Below are 18,997 nucleotides of genomic sequence, written 5' to 3'. Positions count from 1 at the left end.
CCTTTCGCGAGCAAGCCCGCTCCCACAGGTACGGAGTGATCTTTGTGGGAGCGAGCCTGCTCGCGAAGCTTTTAGCGGTCGATCAAGGCGCCGGATTCGGATGATCCTTGTGAATCGCCTCAATCCCGGCCAGCACTTCATCGGAAAGTTTCAGATCAAAACTGGCAATGTTGCTGTCCAGTTGCTCCAGCGTGGTCGCACCAATGATGTTGCTGGTGACGAACGGTTGCTGGGTGACGAATGCCAGCGCCATCTGCGCCGGATCCAGACCGTGTTCCCGGGCCAGTGCCACATAGCGGCTGCAAGCAGCCTCCGATTGCGGGTTGAAATAGCGGCTGAAGCGGCTGTAGAGGCTCAGACGGCCTTTCGGCGGGCGAGCGCCACCTTCGTACTTGCCGGACAGGAAGCCGAACGCCAGCGGCGAGTACGCGAGCAGGCCGCACTGTTCGCGAATGGCGATTTCCGCCAGGCCGATTTCGAAGCTGCGGTTGAGCAGGTTGTACGGGTTCTGGATCGACACCGCGCGCGGCCAGCCACGGGCTTCGGCCAGGGCGAGGAAACGCATGGTGCCCCACGGCGTCTCGTTGGAGAGGCCGATGTGACGGATCTTGCCGGCCTTCACTTGTTCGTCGAGGGCTTCGAGGGTGTCTTCGAGCGGCGTCAGGTTGGCTTCGATCTTGTGCTTGTAACCCAACTGGCCGAAAAAATTGGTGCTGCGCTCCGGCCAGTGCAGTTGGTAGAGGTCGATGTAATCGGTCTGCAGGCGCTCAAGGCTGGCATCCACCGCAGCGGTAATGTGATGGCGATTGTGGCGCAGGTTCTTGTCGCGGATGTAGTCGATGGTGTTACCGGGGCCGGCGATCTTGCTGGCGAGGATCCAGTCGGCGCGGTCGCCGCGAGTTTTGAAGTAATTGCCGATGTAGCGTTCGGTGGTGGCGTAGGTATCGGCTTTCGGCGGCACCGGGTACATCTCGGCGGTGTCGATGAAATTGATCCCGGCTTCCTTGGCCCGTTCGATCTGGGCGAAGGCTTCAGCTTCAGTGTTTTGCTCGCCCCAGGTCATGGTGCCGAGGCAGATTGCACTCACGTTCAGGTCGGTCCGGCCTAGCTGGCGATAGTCCATCGGGTGCTCCTTGGGCAAAACAATCATAAAAGCAGGTTGAAAAATTTTTCGCAATCTGCATAATTGCCGACCTCTTTCTGCAGTGGAAGTGATGCGCCGCCGCCGAAGAATCTTGCCGTTGAACGGACGCGCCGACCCGAGCCCCCGAAAGCGTCTGTATCCGGCTGCCTTTGACTTGTCAAAGTACGCACTATTCAGTAAGATCCGCCGTCTTATTTACAGGCGGCCCCTGAGGCTATAAAGAATGAAAACTTTTACTGCTAAACCGGAAACAGTAAAGCGCGACTGGTTTGTCGTCGACGCTGCTGGTCAGACCCTGGGTCGTCTGGCCACCGAAATCGCGAGCCGTCTGCGTGGCAAGCACAAGCCTGAATACACTCCTCACGTTGACACTGGCGACTACATCGTCGTAATCAACGCCGAGCAGATCCGTGTTACCGGCGCTAAAACCACTGACAAAATGTACTACTCCCACTCCGGTTTCCCGGGCGGCATCAAGTCGATCAACTTTGAAAAGCTGATCGCCAAAGCCCCTGAGCGCGTGATCGAGACCGCGGTTAAAGGCATGCTGCCTAAAAACCCACTGGGTCGCGACATGTACCGTAAGCTGAAAGTCTATGCGGGCGCTGCACACCCTCATACTGCTCAGCAGCCCCAAGAACTGAAGATTTAACGGAATAGTTCATTATGTCGGCGACTCAAAATTACGGCACTGGCCGTCGCAAGACCGCAACCGCACGCGTTTTCCTGCGTCCGGGTACTGGTAACATCTCCATCAACAACCGTTCGCTGGATAACTTCTTCGGCCGCGAAACTGCCCGCATGGTAGTTCGTCAGCCGCTGGAGCTGACCGAGACTGTCGAGAAATTCGACATCTACGTCACCGTGATCGGCGGTGGTGTAAGTGGTCAGGCTGGCGCAATCCGCCACGGCATCACTCGCGCTCTGATGGACTACGACGAAACCCTGCGTAGCGCTCTGCGCAAAGCTGGCTTCGTTACTCGCGACGCCCGTGAAGTTGAACGTAAGAAAGTTGGTCTGCGTAAAGCGCGTAAGCGTCCGCAGTACTCGAAGCGTTAATTCGTTTCCACGTTCAAAAAAGAACGCCCGATTCCTCACGGAACCGGGCGTTTTTTTATGCCTGCGATTTATTGAAGAATTGCGCTGTGACAACTTGCCACATTCGTAGACCCCCTATACTACAAGGCTTGAGGGTGGGAGCTCCGGGTAATTCCCTTGTCAGAATTGGGGCTTTTCATTACCATCTCGGCAAAATTTTTATAAGTAACATTGATTTATTTAGTAGATGCCTGATTTAACAGGCCACAAAAGCTGATGGGAGAGGACTGAATGAGCAATGACGGCGTGAATGCAGGCCGGCGTCGCTTCTTGGTAGCAGCCACATCCGTGGTGGGTGCTGCAGGAGCGGTGGGGGCTGCGGTCCCGTTCGTGGGGTCATGGTTTCCCAGTGCCAAGGCGAAAGCCGCCGGTGCACCGGTGAAAGTGAATGTCAGCAAGATCGAGCCAGGACAGCAGATGATTGCCGAGTGGCGCGGCCAGCCGGTGTTCATTGTCCGCCGTACTGCGGAAATCCTGGGGAATCTCAAGAAGATCGAGGGCCAGCTCTCCGATCCGACTTCCAAAAACTCCACGCAACCTACCTATGTCGACCCTGAAGTGCGTTCGATCAAGCCGGAAATTCTGCTGCTGATCGGTATCTGCACTCACCTGGGTTGCTCGCCAACCTTCCGTCCCGAAGTGGCACCTGCGGATCTGGGTAAAGACTGGGTCGGTGGCTATTTCTGCCCTTGCCACGGTTCCCACTACGATCTGGCTGGCCGCGTCTACAAGTCGCAACCCGCGCCTTTGAACCTGCCAGTTCCCCCGCATTCCTATGAGACCGATGACCTGATTGTCATTGGCGTCGATACGGAGAAAGCGTGATGAGCAAGTTCATGGATTGGGTTGATGCGCGCTTCCCTGCGACCAAAATGTGGGAAGACCATCTCAGCAAGTATTACGCGCCAAAAAACTTCAACTTCTTCTATTTCTTCGGCTCGCTGGCGCTGCTGGTGCTGGTCAACCAGATCGTCACCGGTGTCTGGCTGACGATGAGCTATACGCCGTCGGCAGAAGAGGCGTTCGCTTCCGTCGAATACATCATGCGCGACGTGGAGTACGGCTCGATCCTGCGTCTGCTGCACTCCACCGGCGCTTCGGCGTTCTTCATCGTGGTCTATCTGCACATGTTCCGTGGCCTGCTCTACGGTTCGTACCAGAAGCCCCGCGAGTTGGTGTGGGTATTCGGCATGCTGATCTACCTGGCGCTGATGGCTGAAGCCTTCATGGGTTATCTGCTGCCGTGGGGCCAGATGTCCTACTGGGGTGCCCAGGTGATCATCTCGCTGTTCGGTGCGATTCCGGTCATCGGCAACGACCTGACCCAGTGGATTCGTGGTGACTACCTGATTTCCGGGATCACCCTGAACCGCTTCTTCGCCCTGCACGTCGTGGCCCTGCCGATCGTGATTCTCGGTCTGGTGGTGTTGCACATTCTGGCGCTGCACGAAGTCGGCTCGAACAACCCTGATGGCGTCGACATCAAGAAGCACAAAGACGAAAACGGCATCCCGCTGGACGGCATTGCCTTCCACCCTTACTACACCGTGAAAGACATTGTCGGCGTGGTGGTGTTCCTGTTCATCTTCTGCTTTATCGTGTTCTTCTTCCCGGAAATGGGCGGCTACTTCCTCGAAAAACCAAACTTCGAGCAAGCCAACCCGTTCAAGACACCTGAGCACATTGCGCCGGTCTGGTACTTCACGCCGTTCTACGCGATCTTGCGGGCGATCCCGGACAAGCTCATGGGCGTTATCGCCATGGGGGCGTCGATTGCCTTGCTGTTCGTGCTGCCGTGGCTTGACCGCAGTCCGGTGAAATCGATGCGCTACAAGGGCTGGATGAGCAAAGTCTGGCTGTTGGTGTTCTGCGTCGCGTTCGTGATCCTCGGCATTCTCGGTGTTCTGGCTCCGACGCCTGAGCGCACGCTGATCTCGCAGGTCTGCACCTTTCTGTACTTCGCTTACTTCATTCTGATGCCTTTCTACACCAGGCTCGAGAAGACCAAACCGGTTCCGGAAAGGGTGACTGGCTGATGAAAAAGTTATTTTTTGCTCTGATTTTTGCTGCTCTGCCTGTGCTGTCTTTTGCTGCCGAACATGGTCCGGATCTGGAAAAAGTCGACATCGACGTTTCCGACAAGGCTGCTCTGCAAGATGGTGCGCGAACCTTCGCCAACTATTGCATGGGTTGCCACAGTGCCAAGTTCCAGCGTTACGAGCGCGTTGCCGATGACCTGGGGATCCCGCATGACATGATGCTGGAAAAACTCGTCTTCACCGGTGCCAAGATCGGTGACCACATGAACATCGGCATGCAACCGGCTGACGCCAAGACCTGGTTCGGTGCAGCACCGCCGGACCTGACCCTGGTGGCGCGCGTGCGTGGCACCGACTGGCTCTACGGTTATCTGCGCTCGTTCTACGAAGATCCTGCGCGCCCATGGGGCGTGAACAACAAGGTCTTCCCGAACGTCGGCATGCCTAACGTGCTGGTCGGCCTGCAAGGTCGCCAGGTCGTGGGCTGCAAGCAAGTGCAGATCGTCGAGGATGGCAAGAAGCAATACGATCCGCTGACCGGTACGCCGTTGACGCATGAAGCGTGCGATCAGTTGACCATCGTGCCGAAAACCGGTGCTCTGAACGAAGAGCAGTTCGATGAGAAGGTCAAGAATCTGGTAACCTTCCTGGCTTACTCGGCTAACCCGGTTAAGCTGCAACATCAGCGCATCGGTACTTACGTCTTGCTGTACCTGGCGTTCTTCTTTGTGTTCGCCTATCTGCTCAAGCGTGAATACTGGAAAGACGTGCACTGATACGCTTCAAGCATTGCTGTTAATCGCGTGCGCCCAAGGGTGCCTCTGAAAACGCAACGCCTGGTTCGCCAGGCAGTGCGTGAGGCGCCCTCTGGGCGCGCGCGTTTTTCCGGTTCCGATAATTTCAACAAGCGAGGAGGATCGCCATGGGCGTGACCAATCGGTTGGCCTGTTACTCCGACCCCGCCGACCACTATTCCCACCGAGTGCGCATCGTGCTTGCAGAGAAGGGTGTCAGCGCCGAAATCATTTACGTGGAAGCTGGTCGCCAGCCGCCTAAACTGATTGAGGTGAACCCTTACGGCAGTCTCCCGACGCTGGTCGATCGCGACCTGGCGTTGTGGGAGTCGACCGTGGTGATGGAATATCTGGATGAGCGTTACCCGCATCCGCCACTGATGCCGGTTTATCCGGTGGCGCGTGCCAACAGCCGTCTGCTGATTCACCGTATTCAGCGTGACTGGTGTGGTCTTGTGGATCTGATTCTTGATCCGAAAACCAAGGAGGCCGCGCGTGTCGTGGCGCGCAAGGAATTGCGTGAAAGCCTGACGGGCGTGTCGCCTCTGTTTGCCGACAAGCCGTTTTTCCTCAGTGAGGAACAAAGTCTGGTGGATTGCTGCCTATTGCCAATACTCTGGCGTTTGCCGATTCTGGGTATTGAACTGCCGCGGCCGGCCAAGCCGCTGCTTGATTATATGGAGCGCCAGTTTGCGCGTGAGGCTTTCCAGGCGAGTCTGTCTGGCGTCGAACGCGATATGCGCTAAGGCTTAAGGAGCCGCTATGAACTCCAGTCGACCTTATCTGGTCCGCGCGCTCTACGAGTGGATTGTGGATAACGATTGCACCCCGCACATGCTGGTCAATTCCGAATACCCGGCGGTGCAGGTGCCGCAGGGTTTCGCCAGTGACGGCCAGATCGTCCTGAACATTTCGCCCAGCGCCGTGCGTCACTTACACATGGACAACGACGTGGTGACCTTCGAGGGTCGCTTCGGTGGCGTTCCGCACAGTCTGTATGTGCCGATCAGCGCGATTCTGGGCATCTATGCCCGGGAGAACGGGCAGGGCATGGTCTTCGATCTCGAGTCGCCGATGGATGACGAAGACGATATCGAACCCGATGACGACTTGCCGCCACCGGACAGCGAGCCGCCGCGCCCAAGCGGTCGGCCAAGCCTGAAAGTGGTGAAGTAATAAAAAAGGCGATCCGGATGGATCGCCTTTTTTGTGCCTGTGCGTTGAGCGTCAGTCGATGTATTCGAACAGCTTGACGATTTTCTGCACGCCGGAAACGCTTTGCACCAGATTGGTCGCCTGTTGGGCTTCCTGCTTGGTCAGCAGGCCCAGCAGGTAGACGATGCCGTTCTCGGTAACGACCTTGATGCGTGAACCTGGGATATTCGGGTCGGTGAGCATCTGGGTCTTGATCTTGGAGGTCAGCCAGGTGTCGTTCTGGCGAGCCAGGAAACCGGAAGGCTCCATGACTTGCAGCTCGTTGTGCACGGTCTTCACACGTTGCACTGCGGCGGCAGCCTGTTCGGCCTTGGCTTTCAAGTCCGCGCGAGGTGTTTGCCCGGCCAGCAAGACGACGCCGTTGAAGCTGGTCACAACGATGTGCGATTTCTTGTCCAGATCCGGGTCGGCTTTGTCCACGTTAACGCCGACTTTGGTTTCGATCAGCGAGTCATCGATCTTGCTGCCGATGGTGCGGGTACCGCGGTCATCATCAATTGGCGCTTCTCGACTGGCGCTCACCACCGAGGTGCAGCCGCTGATGGCCAGGCACAGGGTCACGGCCAGCAGGCCAAGGCGATTAGGGGTCATTCTTCACTCCCGAACAGTTGGCTGTCGATCAGATCGCAAAGGCAATGGATCGCCAGCAGGTGGACTTCCTGAATACGTGCAGTGACGTTGGCCGGTACGCGAATCTCGACGTCCTCGGGCAATAGCAATGACGCCATGCCGCCGCCATCGCGTCCGGTCAATGCTACGACAATCATTTCGCGATCATGTGCGGCCTGGATCGCCTGAATAATGTTCGCCGAGTTACCGCTGGTCGAAATCGCCAGCAGTACGTCGCCCGGTTGCCCGAGTGCGCGGATCTGCTTGGAGAACACTTCGTTGTAGCTGTAGTCGTTGGCAATCGAGGTGATCGTCGAACTGTCGGTGGTCAGGGCAATGGCCGGCAGGCTCGGGCGTTCGCGTTCGAAGCGGTTGAGCAGCTCCGAGGAGAAGTGCTGGGCGTCGCCGGCAGAGCCACCGTTGCCGCACGAAAGCATTTTGCCTTCGTTGAGCAGGGCGTTGACCATGATCTGGCTGGCTTGCTCGATGTGCGGTGCAAGTACGTCCATCGCCTGTTGCTTGGTGTCGATACTGGCCTGGAAAAGCTGGCGAATTCGGGATTGCATGTCCATCTGTGTGACCTTAAGTGGCGCGGCTGTTCGGCACGTGAATGTGCAGCCCGCAAAGCAAAGAGCAAAAATTGTCGGTGAAAGTGTCCGGGGTGGTGTGCAGAGAATCAACCATCGAACGCATTCTGCAACCAGTTCAATTGATCCGGGTGCCTGTCGATGGCCACCACGTCGAAGCGGCAAGGGGAATCGGCCCAGCGTGACTCGCGCTGAAGAAAATACTGTGCGGCGAAAATCAGTTTTTGCCGTTTGCGCTCATCGATGCTAGCGAGCGCGCCACCCCATTGAGTGTTTTTTCTGTAGCGGACTTCGACGAATACTACTGTATCGCCATCAAGCATGACCAGATCAAGCTCGCCCCGTTTGCATGACCAGTTCTGCGCCAGCAGGCGCAGACCGTGGTGTTGCAGATGCTCGAGCGCTTGGCGCTCGGCATCTTTACCGCTTTGCAGGTGCGAGCTGTCGGGCATCAGCGCGGGGTGTCCGGCAGGCGTTGAACCTGACCGTTGACGAACTGCGCCCATGGCAACTGCCGCACTACACGTTGGGTCTGGGTCATGCCCAGGCTGCCCGACTGACCTTCGATGCGGCTGTCCGGCAGAGCTTTCAATTGACCCAGGCGGGGTGCCAGACGGTAGGCATCGACGCCCATCGCGTACAGGCGGCCAAGACTGCCGGCGGCTTGTGGCCACTGTGCGGTGACTTGCTGGCGCAGTGGGTCGTTGGCTTCCAGCAACCATGGGGTTTCGCAGAAGCGCACGCCGTTCATGTCGTTGTACTGGTTCACATCGCCGCTGGCGCTGTAGACGTGGGAGGTCGCGTATACCGGAACGTCACCCGCGTACTGGAAATTCAGGGTCGGCTTGATCTGCTGCGCCTGTTGCGGGGTGGCGGCGAGGAAGATGAACTCGATGTCCTGACGACGCGAAGGCTGTGCGGCTACGTTGGTGCCGGCAGCATTCTGCAGGCTCTTGGCGCGGGCCTCACTTTGACGCAACTGGAACATGTCGGCGATCTGCTGGGCCAGTTGCACTGGCTGATCGACACGTTCGGTGGCGACGATGCTGCCGCCGTTGGCTTGCCAGTCCTGGCTGAACGCACGCAGTACGCGGTCGCCCCATTCGCCTTTCGGCACCATGATCGCCGCGCGGTGCAGACCGTCGGCGCGGGCGCGACGCGAAACTTCGCGGGCTTCGTCTTCAGCCGCCAGGCCGAACTGGAACAGTTGCGCCGGACCTTGATCACCTTCGCTGTAGTTCAATGCGAGGGTGGTGATCGGCAGTTGCGGACGAGTGCTCAGTTGTTTGACCAGTGGTTTCTCCAGCGGACCGACCACCAGTTGTACGCCATCAGCCTGGGCCTTGCGGTAGAACTCGTCCATCGAGGTCAGCTTGGAGCTGTCGTAGAACTCGATGGCGGGCGGCTTCTGGCCGGCCTGTTGCGCTTGATAGTGCGCCGCCATGAAGCCTTCACGCAGGGCCTTGCCGACCGAGGCCAGTGGGCCGTCTTGCGGCAGCAGCAGGGCGATTTTGCTCAGGGGCTGGCTGGCCAGCTCCTTGAGTTTGGTCAGGGGCAGCGGCAGGTTGATAGCAGCCGGGTGTTTCGGGTTTTGTGCGCGCCAGGTATCGATCGCGGCTTGCTGCTGTTCCAGGGTGCCGGCGGTTTTCACTGCCAAGGCCAGGCCCATCCAGCCACCGAGATCGTCGGAGGTATTGGGTTGCAGTTGATCGGTTGGCAGCGAAGCGATCAGGGTCCAGATCGCTTCGTGGTTCTTGCTCGCGGCTTCGCCTTTGAGCATTGGCGCGATGAAGATGCGCTCGCGAGCGGCCGCCAGGGTCTGGCCATCGGCTTCCAGCGCGCGGGCATGCACGGTGCCGGTGCGCACTTGCTGGTCTTCCGGCATTTCGCTCAGATGCTGCAGGCTCGGATGGCTCAGGGCAGTCAGCGCGGCTTTCGGCTGATTGCGAGTCATCGCCAGTTCAGCGGACAGGGTGCTGGCGAAGATCTGCTGGCCTGGCTTGAGTTGCTCCATCGGCACTTGTTGCAGGATCTGCGCGGACTGGCCGGCATTACCCTGGCGGTAAGCCAGATCTGCCGCGCTCAAGCGCAACAGGGCGGCTTTTTCCGGTGTCTTGGCCTGGGTAGCCTGTTCGAGCAGTTGCTCGATGCTGGCATCCGGAGTCCGTGGAAGTTCGCCAAGGCTGGAGGAAGGGGAGCTGGCGCAGGCCGCCAGCAAGGCAGCGAGGCAGAGGGCAGTGAACAGCCGCAGGCAAGCGATCATGTAAGTGTTCCTGATACTCGATCAAATTAGCGTGGAATTGTACCCAAGCGCTGGCCGGGGCGCGATGTTACTGGTGTGAAACCGTCAATTTAGCTGGAGCAAATGTTGCTGTGCGGCACAAAGACGCGCAAAACCGGCTTCGGCCGGAACGCATCGCAAGCCTCGTGACGCGCTACAATGCCGGCTTTTACCGATCATGAGGTGTGCGCTTTGACTGCTCCAGGTCCTTTGAATTCCGCTGCTGGCTCGCTTTATGTGGTGGCGACGCCCATCGGCAACCTGGACGACATCAGCGCCCGGGCCCTGAAAATCCTCCGCGAAGTGGCGCTGATTGCCGCCGAGGATACGCGGCACTCGGCGCGGTTGATGCAGCACTTCGGCATTTCCACGCCGTTGGCCGCGTGCCACGAACACAACGAACGTGATGAAGGTAGCCGCTTTATTACCCGTTTGCTGGCGGGCGATAACGTCGCGCTGATTTCCGATGCCGGGACGCCGCTGATCTCCGATCCGGGTTATCACCTGGTGCGTCAGGCGCGGGCAGCGGGGATCAATGTGGTGCCGGTGCCGGGTGCCTGTGCATTGATTGCAGCACTGTCAGCGGCAGGTCTGCCCTCCGACCGATTCATCTTCGAAGGTTTCCTGCCGGCCAAGTCGGTGGGGCGCAAGGCGCGTCTGGAAGCGGTCAAGGAAGAGCCGCGCACGCTGATTTTCTACGAGGCCCCGCACCGTATTCTCGAATGCCTGCAGGACATGGAAGCGGTGTTCGGTGGTGAGCGTCAGGCATTGCTGGCCCGGGAAATCACCAAGACGTTCGAAACGCTCAAAGGGTTACCGCTGGCTGAGCTGCGTGCGTTTGTCGAGGCCGACAGCAATCAGCAGCGTGGCGAATGCGTGGTGCTGGTCGCAGGCTGGTCTGCACCGGAGTCCGAAGACGCCGTCAGCAGCGAAGCGATGCGCGTCCTCAATCTGCTGCTCGAAGAGATGCCGCTCAAGCGTGCCGCCGCCCTGGCCGCACAAATCACCGGTGAGCGCAAAAACGTGCTCTATCAGGTCGCACTGGATCAGCAGAAGGGCGAGTAAGCCGTCGCGCAGACAGGTTTCACGGCTATTAGCGCTTGTTCTTCGGGCGCTCTGCCGTTAACCTTCGCGGCGGAGAGTCGATCGGACAGTCGCTGCCCTCTATGAAAATTAGGGGGGGAGGAAAGTCCGGGCTCCATAGGGCGAAGTGCCAGGTAATGCCTGGGAGGCGTGAGCCTACGGAAAGTGCCACAGAAAATAACCGCCTAAGCGCTTCGGCGCCGGTAAGGGTGAAAAGGTGCGGTAAGAGCGCACCGCACGTCTGGCAACAGTTCGTGGCTAGGTAAACCCCACTTGGAGCAAGACCAAATAGGGTCCCAAGGCGTGGCCCGCGCTGGGACCGGGTAGGTTGCTAAAGATGTCCAGTGATGGCCATCGTAGACGAATGACTGTTCAAGACAGAACCCGGCTTACAGATCGACTCTCCACCTTTTTCTTTCCCTGCTTGAATCAATGGCATCAGGGCTGGTTATTATCGGCAGGCCTGCGCTAAAGTCCGGCAGCGGCAAATGCGGTAATAGCCATTTCCCACCTTGCTTCAATCAACAGCAGAAGCGCTTTTGTAATACCGAAAAAATCTTACTCTTAACAAATTACTTTAACTTCCGAGCGCAGCTTTCAGTGCTGCATCAAGTTATTGGTCGAAAGTATCTGCCAAATTGTCGTTACCCCTCCTTTTAAGCTCCTAAATCTCCGTTCTGTAAGGGTTTTCCTTTAATCCGCGCCTTGACGGTGTGGTGGGCGCATTCCTATAGTGTGCGCAAGTGGCGGAAAGTGGCATGAAGTGGGTTTTTTGAGCTCAAAACGATAAAAATTGGAGAAACGCTGACGTGTTTCGCGGAGCTAACGCTATCAGTCTCGATGCAAAGGGCCGTCTCGCCATGCCGAGCCGGTACCGTGACGAGCTCGTTTCGCGTAGTTCCGGTCAATTGATCGTGACCATTGATGCCGTTGATCCGTGCCTGTGTGTCTACCCGCTCGACGAGTGGGAAATTATTGAAACCAAGTTGCGCGCACTCCCTTCGCTTCGCGAAGAGAACCGTCGCCTGCAGCGTTTATTGATTGGTAATGCCGTCGACCTCGAACTCGATGGCAGTGGTCGTTTTCTGGTTCCACCGCGTCTGCGCGAATACGCAAAGCTTGATAAGAAAGCGATGCTGGTGGGCCAACTGAACAAGTTCCAATTGTGGGACGAGGATGCATGGAACGCGGTGTCTGCCGCTGACCTTGCTGCTATTCAACAACCGGGCGCCATGCCTGACGAACTGCGTGATTTGATCCTGTGACTATTGATAGCGGCTTTAACCACATCACCGTACTGCTTGACGAAGCCGTCGAGGCTCTCGCCGTACGTCCTGATGGCTGCTATCTGGACGGTACGTTCGGTCGCGGCGGGCACAGTCGGCTGATCCTCAGCCAGCTTGGGACGGACGGTCGGCTCATCGGATTCGACAAGGATCCTCAAGCGATTGCCACCGGGCAAACGCTAGCGGCCGAAGACGGCCGCTTTGTCGTTGTGCAGCGCAGCTTTGCCGAGCTGGGTTCGGTGGTTGCCGAGCAAGGTCTGAGCGGCAAGGTCAGCGGTATCCTGCTCGATCTCGGCGTGTCTTCGCCGCAGCTGGATGACGCCGAGCGCGGCTTCAGTTTCCTCAATGACGGCCCGCTGGACATGCGCATGGACCCGTCCCGTGGCATCAGTGCCGCCGAATTCGTCAACACCGCGCCGGTGGAAGAAATCGCCCGGGTGTTCAAGGAGTACGGCGAAGAGCGTTTCTCCGGCCGCATGGCCCGTGCCGTGGCCGAGCGCCGCGACATCAAGCCGTTCGAGCGCACTGCTGATCTGGCCGAGGTCCTCAAAGTCGCCAACCCGGCGTGGGAGAAGGGCAAGAACCCGGCGACCCGTGCATTCCAGGGCCTGCGTATTCACGTCAACAACGAACTGGGCGATCTGGAGGCCGGCCTCGAAGCCGCTCTGGAGGCTCTGGAAATCGGTGGTCGTCTGGTGGTCATCAGCTTCCACTCGCTGGAAGACCGCATCGTCAAACTGTTCATGCGCAAACTGGTGAAAGGCGAAGCCGACAACCTGCCGCGCAACCTGCCCGTGCGCCACGTGGCGTTCGAACCGAAAATCAAAATCCATGGCAAAGCGCAGACGGCCTCCGACGCCGAACTCAAAGCCAACCCACGTTCCCGTAGCGCTGTGATGCGTGTCGCGGAGAAGTTGCGGTGAGCAAGCTTTTCGCCAAGCCCCTGCCTGGCGGCAGCTTTATCATGTTGCTGCTGTTTATCGGCGTGCTCGTGTCGGCCATCGGCGTGTCTTACAGCGCGCACTGGAACCGCCAGTTGCTCAACACCCTTTACAACGAACTCAGCGTGCGCGACAAGGCGCAGGCCGAGTGGGGGCGCCTGATTCTCGAACAGAGCACCTGGACCGCGCACAGCCGCATCGAAGTGCTGGCCACCGAGCAACTGAAAATGCACATCCCTGGCGCGGCTGACGTGAAGATGGTGGCGCCATGATGAAACTCGAAGGGGCACTCTTTCCGTGGCGCTTCCGTCTGGTCGTCGGTCTGCTCGGTGTCATGGTGGCCGCAATCTGCTGGCGCATCATCGACCTGCAAGTGATCGACCGAGACTTCCTCAAGGGGCAGGGCGACGCGCGCAGCGTTCGTCATATCCCGATTCCTGCACACCGTGGTCTGATTACTGACCGTAACGGCGAGCCCCTGGCCGTCAGTACGCCGGTGACCACGCTGTGGGCCAACGCCAAGGAAATGCAACTGGCCAAAGAAAAGTGGCCAGCACTCGCCGCTGCGCTGGGGCAGGATCCGAAAGCCTTGGCCGAGCGTCTTGAAGCCCAGGCCAACAAAGAATTCATTTACCTGGTGCGCGGGCTGACCCCCGAGCAGGGCCAGGCTGTGCTGGACCTGAAAGTGCCAGGCGTCTATGGCATCGAAGAATTCCGCCGGTTCTATCCGGCCGGTGAAGTCACCGCACACATGGTCGGCTTTACCGACATTGACGATCACGGGCGCGAAGGCGTCGAGCTGGCCTACGACGAGTGGCTGGCCGGGGTGCCGGGCAAACGGCAGGTCATCAAGGATCGGCGTGGTCGGCTGATCAAGGATGTCCAGGTCACCAAGAACGCCAAGGCCGGCAAGCCCTTGGCGTTGTCGATTGACCTGCGTCTGCAATACCTGGCCAACCGCGAGCTGCGCAACGCGATCATCGAGAACGGCGCCAAGGCCGGCAGTCTGGTGATCATGGACGTGAAGACCGGCGAGATTCTCGCCATGGTCAACCAGCCGACCTACAACCCGAACAACCGTCGCAACCTGCAGCCGGCGATGATGCGTAACCGCGCGATGATCGACGTGTTCGAACCGGGTTCGACCATGAAAGCAATCTCGATGAGCGCGGCGATCGAATCCGGCCGCTGGAAACCGACCGACACCGTCGAGGTGTACCCGGGCTCACTGCAGATCGGCAAGTACACCATCAAGGACGTTTCGAAGACTGAAGGTCCGGTGCTCGACATGACCGGCATCCTGATCAATTCCAGTAACGTCGGCATGAGTAAGGTCGCGTTCGATATCGGCGGTGAGACCATTTACCGTCTCGCGCAAAAAGTCGGCCTTGGCCAGGACACCGGTCTCGGCTTCCCGGGCGAGCGTGTCGGCAACCTGCCGAACTACCGCGACTGGCGCAAGGCTGAAACCGCGACGCTGTCGTACGGCTACGGTATTTCCGTGACCGCGATCCAGCTGGTTCACGCGTTCTCGGCGCTGGCCAATAACGGTCGTCTCGCACCACTGACCCTGATCAAAACCGACAAGCCGCCGCAGACCACTCAGGTCCTGCCGGAAGCGGTTGCAAAAACCATGCAGGGCATGTTGCAGCAAGTGATCGAAGCACCGCGCGGCGTGTTCCGTGCGCAGGTGCCGGCGTATCACGTGGCCGGCAAATCGGGTACTGCGCGTAAGACTTCGGTGGGCACCAAGGGCTACGCCGAAAACTCCTACCGCTCGCTGTTCGCCGGTTTCGGGCCGATGAGCGACCCGCGCTACGCCATCGTGGTAGTGATCGATGAACCGTCCAAGGCCGGTTACTTCGGTGGTCTGGTTTCGGCGCCGGTGTTCAGCCGTGTGATGTCCGGCACTTTGCGTCTGATGAACGTGACCCCGGACAACCTGCCGACCACCCAACAGGCCAACGCTACGCCGGCCGTTCCGCTGAAAGCCAATGGAGGGCGCGGCTGATGTCTCTTAGTCTGAACAAGATATTCCCCCACGCCGGCCACGATCTGCTGATCCGTGAATTGGCGCTGGACAGTCGCAACGTACGCGCCGGTGACCTGTTCCTTGCCGTGCCGGGTGGTAAATTCGATGGCCGTGCGCACATCGCCGATGCCTTGCAGCGCGGCGCGGCGGCAGTTGCCTATGAAGTGGAAGGCGCCACCGTGCTGCCGATCACCGAAGTGCCGCTGATCCCGGTCAAAGGTCTGGCTTCGCAGCTGTCCGATATCGCCGGGCGCTTTTATGGTGAGCCAAGCCATCACCTGAACCTGGTCGGGGTCACTGGCACCAACGGCAAAACCAGCGTGACCCAACTGGTTGCGCAGGCACTCGATCTGCTCGGCCAGCACTGCGGCATCGTCGGTACGCTGGGTTCCGGCTTTTATGGCGCGCTGGAAAGCGGCCTGCACACCACGCCGAATCCGATTGCCGTGCAAGCGACCCTGGGCGACCTGAAAAAGGCCGGGGCCAAAGCCGTGGCCATGGAAGTCTCGTCACACGGTCTGGACCAGGGCCGCGTTACCGCATTGGCGTTCGACGTCGCGGTAATGACCAACTTGTCCCGCGATCACCTGGATTATCACGGCACCATGGAGGCGTACGCCGAGGCCAAGGCCAAGCTGTTCGCCTGGAATGACCTGAAGTGCCGCGTGGTCAACCTCGACGACGATTTCGGCCGGCAACTGGCCGCCGAAAAGCGCGATTCGCGCCTGATCACTTACAGCCTGCTCGACAGCAGCGCCTACCTGTTTTGCCGTGAAGCACAGTTCGATGACCACGGCGTACGCGCCACGCTGGTCACGCCGCAGGGCGAACATCATCTGCGCAGCACGCTGCTCGGTCGTTTCAACCTGAGCAACGTACTGGCGGCGGTCGGCGCCTTGCTCGGTCTGGACTATGCGCTCGACGAAATTCTCAAAGTGCTGCCGAAACTCGAAGGCCCGGCCGGACGCATGCAGCGTCTGGGCGGCGGCACTCAGCCGCTGGTGGTGGTCGATTACGCCCACACCCCGGATGCGCTGGAAAAAGTTCTGACCGCGTTGCGCCCACACGTCAAAGGCCAGTTGCTGTGTCTGTTCGGCTGCGGCGGTGATCGTGATCGCGGCAAGCGTCCGCTGATGGCCGAAGTGGTCGAGCGTCTGGCCGACCGCGTGCTGGTCACCGATGACAACCCGCGCACGGAAGATCCAGCGCAGATTTTCGACGACATCCGTGCCGGCTTCACCGCTGTGGATAAAGTCACTTTTGTTGCCGGTCGTGGTCAGGCGATCGCCCAGCTGATCGCCGCTGCCTCGGCGGATGACGTGATCGTCCTGGCGGGCAAAGGCCATGAGGACTATCAGGAAATCAACGGCGAGCGTCACGCTTTCTCCGATCTGGTCGAAGCCGATCATGCCCTCACCGCATGGGAGGTGGCTCATGCTTAAGGCCCTGAAGTTGAGCGAACTGACCAACGTGCTCGACGCACGTCTGATCAGCAGCGATGCCAGTTTCGATGGCGTCAGCATCGATAGCCGGGCGATCACCGCTGGCCAACTGTTTATTGCCCTGACTGGCCCGCGCTTCGACGGTCACGACTATCTGAACGACGTCGCCGGCAAAGGCGCGGTGGCGGCACTGGTCGAGCGCGAAGTCGTCGACAGCACCCTGCCGCAACTGCTGGTCAAGGACACCCGCCAGGCCCTCGGCCAGTTGGGTGCGTTGAACCGTGCCGCGTTCACTCAGCCAGTGGCGGCCATCACCGGCTCCAGCGGCAAGACCACGGTCAAGGAAATGCTCGCGAGCATCCTGCGTACTCGCGGTCCGGTGCTGGCGACTCGCGGCAATCTGAACAACGATCTCGGCGCACCGCTGACCCTGCTCGAACTGGCGCCGGAACATACCGCTGCCGTGATCGAACTGGGCGCTTCGCGTCTGGGTGAGATCGCCTACACCGTCGGGCTGACCAAGCCGCATGTGGCGATCCTCAACAACGCGGGTACTGCCCACGTTGGCGAATTTGGCGGGCCGGAAAAAATCGTCGAGGCCAAAGGCGAGATCATCGACGGTCTGGCGGCGGATGGCATCGCCGTGCTCAACCTCGATGACAAGGCATTCGGTATCTGGAAGCTTCGCGCCGGCGGACGAAAGGTGCTGACCTTCTCCCTGAACAATCCTCAGGCAGACTTCTACGCCAGCGACCTGAGCACCGATGCGCGAGGTTGCCCGGCCTTCAACCTGCATACCCCTGAAGGTGTGGAACACGTTCAACTGAACCTGCTCGGCACCCATAACGTCGCCAACGCCATGGCCGCCGCTGCTGCCGCGCACGCTCTGGGCGTGTCGCTGTTCGGCATCGCCACCGGGCTTGGCGCGGTACAACCGGTCAAGGGTCGCACCGTCGCGCAACTGGCGAAGAACGGCATGCGCGTGATCGATGACACTTACAACGCAAACCCCACCTCCATGTGCGCTGCCGTTGATATACTCGCCGGCTTTTCCGGCCGCACCGTCCTGGTGCTCGGAGATATCGGCGAGTTGGGCGATTGGGCGGAGCAGGGGCACCGCGACGTGGGCGAATATGCCCGGGGCAAGGTTTCCGCGCTTTACGCGGTCGGACCGAACATGGTCCACGCCGTGAACGCATTCGGCAAAGAGGCGCATCACTTCGGCACGCAAGCCGAACTGATCCAGGCCCTCGACGCCGAGCAGGACACAAACACCACCATTTTGATCAAGGGTTCGCGCAGTGCAGCGATGGAAAACATCGTTGCGGCTCTGTGCGGGTCCAGTCTGGAGAAACATTAATGCTGCTGCTGCTAGCGGAGTATCTGCAACAGTTCTACAAAGGCTTCGCGGTCTTCCAGTACCTGACCCTGCGCGGGATCCTCGGTGTGCTGACCGCGCTGGTTTTGTCGCTGTGCTATGGCCCGTGGATGATCCGCACCCTGCAGAACCGTCAGATCGGCCAGTCCGTGCGCAATGACGGCCCGCAATCGCACCTGTCCAAGTCGGGTACGCCGACCATGGGCGGCGCGCTGATTCTGTCTTCCATCGGTGTCAGTACCCTGCTGTGGGCTGACCTGAGCAACCGTTACGTGTGGGTCGTGCTGCTGGTGACCCTGCTGTTCGGCGCCATCGGCTGGGTCGACGACTACCGCAAAGTGATCGAGAAGAACTCCCGTGGCTTGCCAAGTCGCTGGAAGTATTTCTGGCAGTCGGTGTTCGGTCTGGGCGCGGCGATCTTCCTTTATATGACCGCGACCACGCCGGTGGAAACCACGCTGATCCTGCCGATGCTCAAGGACTACAGCATTCCGCTGGGCGCCGGGTTCATCGTGCTGACCTACTTCGTGATCGTCGGTTCGAGCAACGCGGTCAACCTGACTGACGGCCTCGACGGTCTGGCGATCATGCCAACCGTGATGGTCGGCGGCGGTCTGGGCATCTTCTGCTACCTGTCGGGTAACGTGAAATTTGCCGAATACCTGCTGATTCCTTACGTGCCGGGCGCGGGCGAACTGATCGTGTTCTGCGGCGCGCTGATCGGTGCCGGTCTGGGCTTCCTCTGGTTCAACACCTACCCGGCGCAAGTGTTCATGGGCGACGTCGGCGCACTGGCGCTGGGCGCGGCACTGGGCACCATTGCGGTCATCGTCCGTCAGGAAATCGTCCTGTTCATCATGGGCGGCGTGTTCGTGATGGAAACCCTGTCGGTGGTGATCCAGGTTGCTTCTTTCAAGATGACCGGTCGCCGAGTGTTCCGCATGGCACCGATTCATCACCACTTTGAACTCAAGGGCTGGCCCGAGCCACGCGTGATCGTCCGTTTCTGGATCATCACCGTGATTCTCGTGCTGATCGGCCTTGCCACCCTGAAGCTGAGGTAGAACG

At 59.5% G+C, this 18,997-nt stretch carries 20 protein-coding genes and 1 other RNA gene; 16 read left to right on the top strand and 5 right to left on the bottom strand.

What is annotated here, in order from left to right; genetic code table 11:
- Positions 1-82 precede the first annotated feature (82 nt).
- Positions 83-1,123, bottom strand: a complete 1,041-nt coding sequence (locus V9L13_RS15615; protein ID WP_338799967.1) for an NADP(H)-dependent aldo-keto reductase — start codon at positions 1,121-1,123, stop codon at positions 83-85.
- A gap of 244 nt (positions 1,124-1,367) precedes the next feature.
- Here V9L13_RS15615 and rplM point away from each other — a divergent pair, with 244 nt between their 5' ends.
- The 7 genes from rplM to V9L13_RS15580 all read left to right on the top strand — a co-directional run bounded on the left by rplM (position 1,368) and on the right by V9L13_RS15580 (position 6,251).
- Positions 1,368-1,796, top strand: coding sequence for a 50S ribosomal protein L13 (rplM, locus tag V9L13_RS15610; protein WP_003228062.1), 429 nt, complete (start codon positions 1,368-1,370; stop codon positions 1,794-1,796).
- Between the two features lie 14 nt (positions 1,797-1,810).
- A complete protein-coding gene (gene rpsI / locus V9L13_RS15605; RefSeq protein WP_003228056.1) occupies positions 1,811-2,203 on the top strand; it encodes a 30S ribosomal protein S9 in 393 nt (130 codons plus the stop codon).
- 270 nt (positions 2,204-2,473) lie between these two features.
- Complete coding sequence (petA, locus tag V9L13_RS15600) at positions 2,474-3,067, top strand: ubiquinol-cytochrome c reductase iron-sulfur subunit (RefSeq protein ID WP_003228055.1); 594 nt, start codon at positions 2,474-2,476, stop codon at positions 3,065-3,067.
- Entirely contained in the window at positions 3,067-4,278 is a 1,212-nt protein-coding gene (locus tag V9L13_RS15595) for a cytochrome bc complex cytochrome b subunit (RefSeq protein WP_003228050.1), read from the top strand. The genes petA and V9L13_RS15595 overlap by 1 nt, the downstream gene beginning before the upstream one ends.
- Entirely contained in the window at positions 4,278-5,057 is a 780-nt protein-coding gene (locus tag V9L13_RS15590; RefSeq protein ID WP_003228049.1) for a cytochrome c1, read from the top strand. Before V9L13_RS15595 ends, V9L13_RS15590 begins: the two co-directional genes overlap by 1 nt.
- Before the next feature lie 146 nt (positions 5,058-5,203).
- Positions 5,204-5,821: a glutathione S-transferase N-terminal domain-containing protein gene (locus tag V9L13_RS15585; RefSeq protein WP_003228048.1), complete on the top strand. Its 618-nt coding sequence runs from the start codon at positions 5,204-5,206 to the stop codon at positions 5,819-5,821.
- A 16-nt stretch (positions 5,822-5,837) separates the two neighbouring features.
- Complete coding sequence (locus V9L13_RS15580) at positions 5,838-6,251, top strand: ClpXP protease specificity-enhancing factor (protein ID WP_003228047.1); 414 nt, start codon at positions 5,838-5,840, stop codon at positions 6,249-6,251.
- Positions 6,252-6,302: 51 nt separating this feature from the next.
- Here the strand turns inward: V9L13_RS15580 and V9L13_RS15575 are convergent, their stop codons facing one another.
- From V9L13_RS15575 to V9L13_RS15560, 4 genes are all read right to left on the bottom strand, one after another.
- Positions 6,303-6,881 (bottom strand): BON domain-containing protein, encoded by a 579-nt coding sequence (locus tag V9L13_RS15575; protein ID WP_338799966.1) that lies wholly within the window; start codon positions 6,879-6,881, stop codon positions 6,303-6,305.
- A complete protein-coding gene (locus V9L13_RS15570; protein ID WP_003228045.1) occupies positions 6,878-7,471 on the bottom strand; it encodes a phosphoheptose isomerase in 594 nt (197 codons plus the stop codon). The genes V9L13_RS15575 and V9L13_RS15570 overlap by 4 nt, the downstream gene beginning before the upstream one ends.
- A gap of 104 nt (positions 7,472-7,575) precedes the next feature.
- Positions 7,576-7,938 carry a YraN family protein gene (locus V9L13_RS15565; protein ID WP_003228044.1) on the bottom strand — a complete coding sequence of 121 codons (363 nt, stop codon included), beginning with the start codon at positions 7,936-7,938 and terminating at the stop codon, positions 7,576-7,578.
- Positions 7,938-9,749: a penicillin-binding protein activator gene (locus tag V9L13_RS15560; RefSeq protein WP_003228032.1), complete on the bottom strand. Its 1,812-nt coding sequence runs from the start codon at positions 9,747-9,749 to the stop codon at positions 7,938-7,940. Before V9L13_RS15560 ends, V9L13_RS15565 begins: the two co-directional genes overlap by 1 nt.
- A 177-nt stretch (positions 9,750-9,926) precedes the next feature.
- On the opposite strand from V9L13_RS15560, the gene rsmI reads away from it, so the two are divergent.
- From rsmI to mraY, 9 genes are all read left to right on the top strand, one after another.
- Positions 9,927-10,832, top strand: a complete 906-nt coding sequence (gene rsmI / locus V9L13_RS15555) for a 16S rRNA (cytidine(1402)-2'-O)-methyltransferase (protein ID WP_080593268.1) — start codon at positions 9,927-9,929, stop codon at positions 10,830-10,832.
- 73 nt (positions 10,833-10,905) lie between these two features.
- An RNA gene (rnpB, locus tag V9L13_RS15550) (RNase P RNA component class A) lies at positions 10,906-11,258 on the top strand.
- Positions 11,259-11,659: 401 nt separating this feature from the next.
- Positions 11,660-12,115: a division/cell wall cluster transcriptional repressor MraZ gene (gene mraZ, locus V9L13_RS15545; protein ID WP_003228026.1), complete on the top strand. Its 456-nt coding sequence runs from the start codon at positions 11,660-11,662 to the stop codon at positions 12,113-12,115.
- A 2-nt stretch (positions 12,116-12,117) separates the two neighbouring features.
- Positions 12,118-13,059 carry a 16S rRNA (cytosine(1402)-N(4))-methyltransferase RsmH gene (gene rsmH, locus V9L13_RS15540; protein WP_103520624.1) on the top strand — a complete coding sequence of 314 codons (942 nt, stop codon included), beginning with the start codon at positions 12,118-12,120 and terminating at the stop codon, positions 13,057-13,059.
- On the top strand, positions 13,056-13,349 hold the full coding sequence (ftsL, locus tag V9L13_RS15535) for a cell division protein FtsL (protein WP_003228022.1): 294 nt from the start codon (positions 13,056-13,058) through the stop codon (positions 13,347-13,349). The genes rsmH and ftsL overlap by 4 nt, the downstream gene beginning before the upstream one ends.
- Positions 13,349-15,088: a penicillin-binding protein 2 gene (locus tag V9L13_RS15530; RefSeq protein WP_198286827.1), complete on the top strand. Its 1,740-nt coding sequence runs from the start codon at positions 13,349-13,351 to the stop codon at positions 15,086-15,088. The genes ftsL and V9L13_RS15530 overlap by 1 nt, the downstream gene beginning before the upstream one ends.
- Positions 15,088-16,551, top strand: coding sequence for a UDP-N-acetylmuramoyl-L-alanyl-D-glutamate--2,6-diaminopimelate ligase (locus V9L13_RS15525; RefSeq protein WP_338799965.1), 1,464 nt, complete (start codon positions 15,088-15,090; stop codon positions 16,549-16,551). Before V9L13_RS15530 ends, V9L13_RS15525 begins: the two co-directional genes overlap by 1 nt.
- Positions 16,544-17,911 carry a UDP-N-acetylmuramoyl-tripeptide--D-alanyl-D-alanine ligase gene (gene murF / locus V9L13_RS15520; protein WP_338799964.1) on the top strand — a complete coding sequence of 456 codons (1,368 nt, stop codon included), beginning with the start codon at positions 16,544-16,546 and terminating at the stop codon, positions 17,909-17,911. Before V9L13_RS15525 ends, murF begins: the two co-directional genes overlap by 8 nt.
- Positions 17,911-18,993: a phospho-N-acetylmuramoyl-pentapeptide-transferase gene (gene mraY, locus V9L13_RS15515; protein ID WP_007961631.1), complete on the top strand. Its 1,083-nt coding sequence runs from the start codon at positions 17,911-17,913 to the stop codon at positions 18,991-18,993. Before murF ends, mraY begins: the two co-directional genes overlap by 1 nt.
- Positions 18,994-18,997: the final 4 nt, after the last annotated feature.

The organism is Pseudomonas sp. RSB 5.4 (assembly GCF_037126175.1).
In the GTDB taxonomy this organism is placed as follows: domain Bacteria; phylum Pseudomonadota; class Gammaproteobacteria; order Pseudomonadales; family Pseudomonadaceae; genus Aquipseudomonas; species Aquipseudomonas fluorescens_H.
Note: the sequence above shows the minus strand (reverse complement) of the source record. Positions and strands in the feature narration are given on the sequence as shown.

What these genes read in the sequence shown, in the direction of transcription:
- V9L13_RS15565 (WP_003228044.1), bottom strand. Translation starts at nt 7,938, where the DNA reads ATGCCCGACAGCTCGCACCTGCAAAGCGGTAAAGATGCCGAGCGCCAA.
- murF (WP_338799964.1), top strand. Translation starts at nt 16,544, where the DNA reads ATGCTTAAGGCCCTGAAGTTGAGCGAACTGACCAACGTGCTCGACGCA.
- mraY (WP_007961631.1), top strand. Translation starts at nt 17,911, where the DNA reads ATGCTGCTGCTGCTAGCGGAGTATCTGCAACAGTTCTACAAAGGCTTC.
- V9L13_RS15590 (WP_003228049.1), top strand. Translation starts at nt 4,278, where the DNA reads ATGAAAAAGTTATTTTTTGCTCTGATTTTTGCTGCTCTGCCTGTGCTG.
- petA (WP_003228055.1), top strand. Translation starts at nt 2,474, where the DNA reads ATGAGCAATGACGGCGTGAATGCAGGCCGGCGTCGCTTCTTGGTAGCA.
- V9L13_RS15595 (WP_003228050.1), top strand. Translation starts at nt 3,067, where the DNA reads ATGAGCAAGTTCATGGATTGGGTTGATGCGCGCTTCCCTGCGACCAAA.
- V9L13_RS15575 (WP_338799966.1), bottom strand. Translation starts at nt 6,881, where the DNA reads ATGACCCCTAATCGCCTTGGCCTGCTGGCCGTGACCCTGTGCCTGGCC.
- V9L13_RS15585 (WP_003228048.1), top strand. Translation starts at nt 5,204, where the DNA reads ATGGGCGTGACCAATCGGTTGGCCTGTTACTCCGACCCCGCCGACCAC.
- V9L13_RS15580 (WP_003228047.1), top strand. Translation starts at nt 5,838, where the DNA reads ATGAACTCCAGTCGACCTTATCTGGTCCGCGCGCTCTACGAGTGGATT.
- V9L13_RS15525 (WP_338799965.1), top strand. Translation starts at nt 15,088, where the DNA reads ATGTCTCTTAGTCTGAACAAGATATTCCCCCACGCCGGCCACGATCTG.
- V9L13_RS15615 (WP_338799967.1), bottom strand. Translation starts at nt 1,123, where the DNA reads ATGGACTATCGCCAGCTAGGCCGGACCGACCTGAACGTGAGTGCAATC.
- V9L13_RS15570 (WP_003228045.1), bottom strand. Translation starts at nt 7,471, where the DNA reads ATGGACATGCAATCCCGAATTCGCCAGCTTTTCCAGGCCAGTATCGAC.
- rplM (WP_003228062.1), top strand. Translation starts at nt 1,368, where the DNA reads ATGAAAACTTTTACTGCTAAACCGGAAACAGTAAAGCGCGACTGGTTT.
- rsmI (WP_080593268.1), top strand. Translation starts at nt 9,927, where the DNA reads ATGCCGGCTTTTACCGATCATGAGGTGTGCGCTTTGACTGCTCCAGGT.
- V9L13_RS15560 (WP_003228032.1), bottom strand. Translation starts at nt 9,749, where the DNA reads ATGATCGCTTGCCTGCGGCTGTTCACTGCCCTCTGCCTCGCTGCCTTG.
- rpsI (WP_003228056.1), top strand. Translation starts at nt 1,811, where the DNA reads ATGTCGGCGACTCAAAATTACGGCACTGGCCGTCGCAAGACCGCAACC.
- V9L13_RS15530 (WP_198286827.1), top strand. Translation starts at nt 13,349, where the DNA reads ATGAAACTCGAAGGGGCACTCTTTCCGTGGCGCTTCCGTCTGGTCGTC.